This window comes from Prosthecobacter sp. (assembly GCF_046154365.1).
Lineage (GTDB): Bacteria > Verrucomicrobiota > Verrucomicrobiia > Verrucomicrobiales > Verrucomicrobiaceae > Prosthecobacter.
On record NZ_JBJXFV010000196.1, the window covers coordinates 1 to 5,938 of the forward strand.

The following is a 5,938-nucleotide window of genomic DNA, read 5'->3' on the forward strand; positions in this document are numbered from 1 at the left end:
ATCGGCCCCTCTCTCTTACAACCAGCCATCCGACCAACTCCATGTCCGACTCCTCCTCTTCCAAATGCTGCGGCAACTGCAGCTATGATTTTGCCCATCTTCTGCTGCGCCTCTGGGTCGGCATGCGGCTGTTCATGGCGGGCCTCGACAAGTTCCGTTACGGCAACGGTCCCACCGTCACCTTCGGTCTCGACAACTATGCCAAGAAGACCGAGCCACTCGCCAAGCTCATGTCGGACAACAGCTTCCTGCCCGAATCTGCATGCAAAGGCTTCGCTGCAACCATCGGCTACATTCTCATTCCCGTCGGTATCTGGGTCGCCATCGGCATTTTCACCGAGTTCGGCCTGCTCGCCGCCGGCTTGGTGTTTTTGATGCTGGGCTTCGGTCTCGCCGCTTTGCCTGACGATACGGAAGTGGTCACCAACATCGGTCTTTCCGTGCTCATCGTGGCGGCAGCGCTGGTGACTTCGAAGGCGAAGACCTTCTCCATCGACGGCTTCCTGGCCCGCAAGAAGGCCGCATAACAGCGGTCCGTTGTTTAACGGCAGTGAACCCACGCGCCTGATTGCACCTATGAATTCCCAGCCTCTCCCCTCCCCCGCCGCACCGCTGTCCCGCTTCATGGACCGCCGTGGCTTCCTCCGCACCAGCGCTCTCACCAGCAGCGGGCTTTACCTTGCCACCAGCAAATCCGCCGTTGCACAAGCAACCGCCGCCGGCCGCACGATCAAGTGCGCGCTCGTTGGCTGCGGTGCGCAGGGCAACGCGCTGCGTGTCGCCTCCAAGGACGTTCCTGGCATCCAGTGGGTGGCCATGTGCGACATCTGGAAATTCTCCATCGCGAAGACGCGCGGCGGTTTCCTCGGTGAAAACAAGCATCAGGTCGAAGGCGAGATGAAAATCTACGAAGACATCAACGAGATGCTCGACAAGGAGCCCTCGATTGAAGCCGTCTTCATCGCCACACCCGACTTCCTGCACGCTCCCTACTCGCGCATTTGCCTCGAAAAAGGCAAGCATGTGTACTGCGAGAAGATGATGAGCAACACGATCGAAGGCGCACGCGACATGGTGCGCGCCGGCAAGGCCAACCCCGGCATTTTCCAGATCGGTCATCAGCGTCACTCAAACCCGCGTTACCTCAACCTGCGCGACAACGTCATCAAGCCCGGCAAAATGCTCGGACGCATCACGCACGCCTATGCGCAATGGAATCGTGGTGTCTCCGGCAGCGCCCCGCAGGGCGCCGTCAAAGGCTACGACATTCCCGCCGACGTTCTCGCCAAGCATGGCTACGCCAGCATCGAGGAATTCCGCAATTGGCGCTTCTTCAAAAAGTTCGGCGGCGGTCCACTCTCTGATCTCGGTGCGCACCAGATCGACATGTTCAACTGGATGTATGACTCCACGCCGGTCTCCGTCATCGCCAGCGGCGGAGTTGACTACTTCGACGGCACCGAAGGCCGTCCGACGTTTGAGCTGCCTGACAATATGATGTGCATCTACGAATTCAAAACGCCATCCGGCGCTCTGCGTGCCTACTACCAGGTGCTCACCACCACCGGTTCCCAGGGTGCCTATGAAAAGCACATGGGTGTCGGCGGCACGGCCATCATTTCCGAACTCGATACGTCTGGCAATCAGCTCTATGCCGAGCCGGGACAGACCTGGGATGAATTCGCCGGTGGCGAAAACCCGCCCATCCTTAAGGCCGCCGATAAGGCCAAGAACAAATTCTGGGAGCATCCCCGCGACTGGGAAAAGCCCAAGCCGCCGTCCTTCGGTGCCGTCAGCGTCGCCGACGTGCGCGAGAGCAAGGCCCTCGCCCAATGGGAACTTGGCGTCAAACTCACCCGCAAGCCGCATTCACCGCATGTGCAGAACTTCATCGAGGCCGTGCAGACCAAAAATCCCGCACACCTCACCTGCAACGTCGAAGCCGCTTTCAAGTCCTGCGTCACCGTCCTCAAGGCCTACGAGGCCAAGGACGCCGGCGGCAAATACCTCTTCAAGCCCGAAGACTTCCAGGCCTGAAGATCCAGCATCAAGAATCCAGTATCGAGCACCCAGCCACTCCCCCATGAAAAACACCCTCCACATCCTCACGGGCCTCGCGCTCGCCATCACCCTTGCCTCCTGCGGCAAGACCGACGACAAAAAGGCCGAAGGTGCCGCCGCAGCTCCTGCGGCAGCCACCGTTCCTGCCGGTGACCTCGAAAACATCGAGCTCGTCTTCCCCAAGCCCATGTTCATCGGCACCCCGGTGCCAGCCGAACTGCCGAACCTCGAAAAAGCCGACCCCAGCAAGGTCGTGAAGTCCTTCCAGGCTCCCAAAGGCACCACCAATCTTGCCAAAGGCAAGCCGGTCACCAGTTCTGACGCCGCGCCGATCATTGGCGAACTCGGCCTCGTCACCGATGGCGACCCCGATGGCGCTGACGGCAGCTTCGTCGAACTCATGCCCGGCAAGCAGTGGGTGCAGATCGACCTCGGTGCTCCCGCCAACCTCTACAAGATCGCCATGTGGCACTACCACAAGCAGGCCCAGGCCTACATCGACGTCGTGGTGCAGGTGTCCGACGATCCTGAGTTCAAGGCCGGCGTCACCACGCTGTTCAACTCCGACCACGACGACACCTCCGCGCTGGGCAAAGGGGCTGACCCCGCCTACGTCGAAACCAATCATGGCCGTGTCGTCGATGCCAAAGGCCTCAAGGCACGCTACGTCCGCCTCTGGAGCAACGGCAACACCAGCAACGACATGAACCACTACTGCGAAGTCGAAGTCTTCGGCACGCCTGCCAAGTAAGTTCAATCAACCGTCGCTTTGATCACACCGCCGTGCAGCGCTCCTGCACGGCGGTTTTGTTTTTACACATCCACGATCTTGCCGCCCTTCGCCTGCGCCGCCTGCCACTCCTGATATTTCTCCAACTCGCGCTGCACCAGCTTCAAGCAGAACGCCACCACCGTCGCGTCATCCAGATAGCCCACGCCGATGATCACATCCGGGATCACATCCAGCGGATTGAGCACATACAGCAGCGCCAGCGACACCGCACTGATCGCCCAGTAGGGAATCTCGCGATAGCCGCCGTCCCAGTAGTCCTTCACCATGCTCAGCATGATCTTCCCCTGCTCAAACACCTGCTTCAGCTTCGGCAGCTTGTTCTCGATGTCCTTCGAACGCTGGTTGACCTTTTCAATCGTGACATCGTGCTCGCCGCTGGTGGAAGTGCTCATGAAAAAAAATAACCAATGGCGTCAACAAAGTCTAGTCGGCAGTGCAAACAGTTGGATGTGGAGAATCTGCCACATCACCGCAGTTGACACATCCGCAACTGCCCGAATCATCAGACAAAATGTCCTCCGAATCCCCTGCGCCTCCATGTACCGACCCGATTGACGACCAGATTCGCGAACTCATCGAATGCGGCCGCGATTTCCACCGCCGTGGCTGGTCACTGGGCACCAGCAGCAACTACAGCGTTGTAATCGACCCTGAGCCGCTGACGCTGCTGATGACTGGCAGCGGTTTCGACAAAGGCCGCCTCCAGCCCGACCAGTTTGTCATCGTGAATGAAAACGCGGAGTCGCTCGATGAGGCATTCCCAAAACCTTCCGCCGAAGCCCTGCTGCACACCGCCCTGGCAAAGCACGGAGCCGGAGCCGTGCTCCACACCCACTCCGTCGCCGCCACGGTGCTCAGCGAGCACTTCCTCAAAGACGGCGCACTCCGCATCGAGGGCTACGAAATGCTCAAAGGCCTCTCCGGCATCACCACGCATGAGTCGGAAGCCGTGATCGCGATCTATCCGAACACGCAGGACATCGCCGCGCTCGCCACCGTCATCGAATCACGCCTGCAAAACCCCGCCAGCCCCCTGCGCCATGGTTTCCTCATGGCCGGCCACGGCCTCTACACCTGGGGCGACAGCATCGCCGCCGCACGTCGGCAGATTGAGGTGCTGGAGTTTCTTTTCGAAGTCGTCACGCAGAAACGCTTGCTCACCGGCTCGTTTTGAATCGCTATCACCCTCATGGCCCTCCTCCGCATTCCCTCCGAAGACCACGTCATTGCTGACGTGGACGCGATCCGCAGCTTCCTTCTGCCGCACGGCATTCACTACGACCGCTGGGCCGTCGAGGGCCGCATCGACCGCGATGCCTCGCAGGACGAAATCCTCGCCGCCTATGAACCCGAAGTCACCGCGCTAAAGGAACGCGGCGGCTACATTACCGCTGATGTCGTCAACGTCACGCCCGACGTGCCGAACCTCCAGGAGATGCTCGACAAGTTTAACCAAGAGCACCGCCACGCCGAGGACGAGGTGCGCTTCATCGTCAAAGGCCGCGGCATCTTCTACATCCACCCCGAAAATGGTGATCCCGTCTATTCCATCGAGGTCGAAGAGGGCGATCTCATCAACGTCCCCGCTGGCACGAAGCACTGGTTTGACCTCTGCGCCGACCGCAGCATCCGCGCCATCCGCCTCTTCAAAGAAAAAGCCGGTTGGACCCCGCTCTACACCGGCGACGGCATCGCCAGCACTTACCAGCCGCTCTGCTTCGGGCCGAACTACATCGCCGCCAAAGGCATCCAGATCGAGCAAGCCGTCACCCTCACCGCATGATCGAGTTTCGCGGCAAACTCATCCTGCTCGACATCGAAGGCACTGTCTCGCCTCTCGCCTTTGTGCATGACGTCATGTTTCCGTATGCACGACAGCACGCCGCCGCTTTTCTCGCTGCCAACTGGGGTTCCGAAGTGATTTCACAGCTCGCACACGATGCGGGCGTGGCCGCGTTTGCCAACGCGTGCGACGCCGAGGCCGCCGTGCATCGTCTCATGGACGCCGACGCCAAAGTCACTGGCCTCAAGCAGCTCCAGGGCCTCATCTGGGAGCAAGGCTTCCGCAGCGGTGACCTGCGCAGCACCCTCTTCGACGATGTCGTGCCCGCACTCGACCACTGGCGCGAAAACGACCGCGACATCCGCATCTACTCCTCCGGCAGCATCCACGCGCAAAAGCTCTTCTTCGCCCACACCACCGCTGGCGATCTCACCCCGCGCCTCTCCGGCTACTACGACACCACCACCGGCTCCAAACGCGAAGCCGCCAGCTACACCGCCATCGCGAACGATTGCGGCATCCCCGCGAACGAAATCCTTTTCATCAGCGACCTCGTCGATGAATTGAACGCCGCCCAATCCGCCGGCATGCTCACCGCCCTCGCCCTCCGCCCCCTCAACAAACCGCAGCCGGAGAGCGGTCATCCAGTCATCGCCAGCTTCGACGAGATCATCCTCGACTAACGAACCTCGCGAAGCGTCCCGGAGTGCGGTGGCAGAGATGCCGGGGCCACCCGGCATCGGCGACACCGCTCTCGCTACGCCAAACGATGCCGCAGTCCGTGAATCGCCTGCCGGAACCACAAAACCACGCGCTTTCCACTCGCTGGATTCCCTCTTAATTCGCCCACCACCCACTCCGGCGAGAGCGGTGTCGTCGAGACAAGGGCCTTGCCCTTGCCTCTTTGCCACCGCACTCCGGACGCTGCCGCGCTTCACATCACGCCTCACCAGTCCCCATCCACATCGTACTCGTCGGCGATCTTGTCCGTCTTGAAGCGGTAGATGCTCTTCACCATCGCCGGGCTCGTGTGCTGCTCGAACCATGCGGCGGAGCACCAGGGGTAATTCTTCGCCACCTTCACCAGACCATGCCGCACCGCGTTCTGGTGCGTGTAGTTCAGCCGCGCGAAATACGTCGGCTGCTCGTCCAGCTTCGTCTCCCAGTAGTTGTACCACACCTGGCGACCCGGCGCGGCATCCAGCTTGTTCACCCACTTCGCCAGCTTCTCATGCAGCGTGCCCAGCATCACCGGCAGACTCTCCGCCGTGCCCGGCGACTCCGCCACGAAGTGGTAGTGA

At 60.8% G+C, this 5,938-nt stretch carries 7 protein-coding genes and 1 pseudogene; 6 read left to right on the forward strand and 2 right to left on the reverse strand.

Annotated elements, in window-relative coordinates; all coding sequences use genetic code 11:
* Positions 1-41 precede the first annotated feature (41 nt).
* From ACKVY0_RS25435 to ACKVY0_RS25445, 3 genes are read left to right on the forward strand one after another with little or no spacing between them, the layout of a single operon-like run.
* Entirely contained in the window at positions 42-527 is a 486-nt protein-coding gene (locus ACKVY0_RS25435; RefSeq protein WP_409217674.1) for a TQO small subunit DoxD, read from the forward strand.
* A gap of 49 nt (positions 528-576) precedes the next feature.
* Positions 577-2,037 carry a Gfo/Idh/MocA family protein gene (locus ACKVY0_RS25440; RefSeq protein WP_409217675.1) on the forward strand — a complete coding sequence of 487 codons (1,461 nt, stop codon included), beginning with the start codon at positions 577-579 and terminating at the stop codon, positions 2,035-2,037.
* 46 nt (positions 2,038-2,083) lie between these two features.
* A complete protein-coding gene (locus tag ACKVY0_RS25445) occupies positions 2,084-2,812 on the forward strand; it encodes a discoidin domain-containing protein (protein WP_409217676.1) in 729 nt (242 codons plus the stop codon).
* Positions 2,813-2,874: 62 nt separating this feature from the next.
* Here ACKVY0_RS25445 and ACKVY0_RS25450 read toward each other — a convergent pair whose 3' ends face one another.
* On the reverse strand, positions 2,875-3,246 hold the full coding sequence (locus ACKVY0_RS25450; RefSeq protein WP_409217677.1) for a YkvA family protein: 372 nt from the start codon (positions 3,244-3,246) through the stop codon (positions 2,875-2,877).
* A 119-nt stretch (positions 3,247-3,365) separates the two neighbouring features.
* On the opposite strand from ACKVY0_RS25450, the gene mtnB reads away from it, so the two are divergent.
* The 3 genes from mtnB to mtnC are packed head-to-tail and all read left to right on the forward strand — an operon-like array spanning position 3,366 to position 5,320.
* A complete protein-coding gene (gene mtnB / locus ACKVY0_RS25455; RefSeq protein ID WP_409217678.1) occupies positions 3,366-4,028 on the forward strand; it encodes a methylthioribulose 1-phosphate dehydratase in 663 nt (220 codons plus the stop codon).
* A 15-nt stretch (positions 4,029-4,043) separates the two neighbouring features.
* Positions 4,044-4,637 (forward strand): 1,2-dihydroxy-3-keto-5-methylthiopentene dioxygenase, encoded by a 594-nt coding sequence (locus tag ACKVY0_RS25460; RefSeq protein WP_409217679.1) that lies wholly within the window; start codon positions 4,044-4,046, stop codon positions 4,635-4,637.
* The gene (gene mtnC, locus ACKVY0_RS25465; protein WP_409217680.1) at positions 4,634-5,320 is read left to right on the forward strand and encodes an acireductone synthase; all 687 of its coding nucleotides are present in this window, start codon (positions 4,634-4,636) and stop codon (positions 5,318-5,320) included. Before ACKVY0_RS25460 ends, mtnC begins: the two co-directional genes overlap by 4 nt.
* A 263-nt stretch (positions 5,321-5,583) precedes the next feature.
* Here the strand turns inward: mtnC and ACKVY0_RS25470 are convergent.
* Positions 5,584-5,938: pseudogene (locus ACKVY0_RS25470) on the reverse strand (hypothetical protein); the annotation flags it as partial.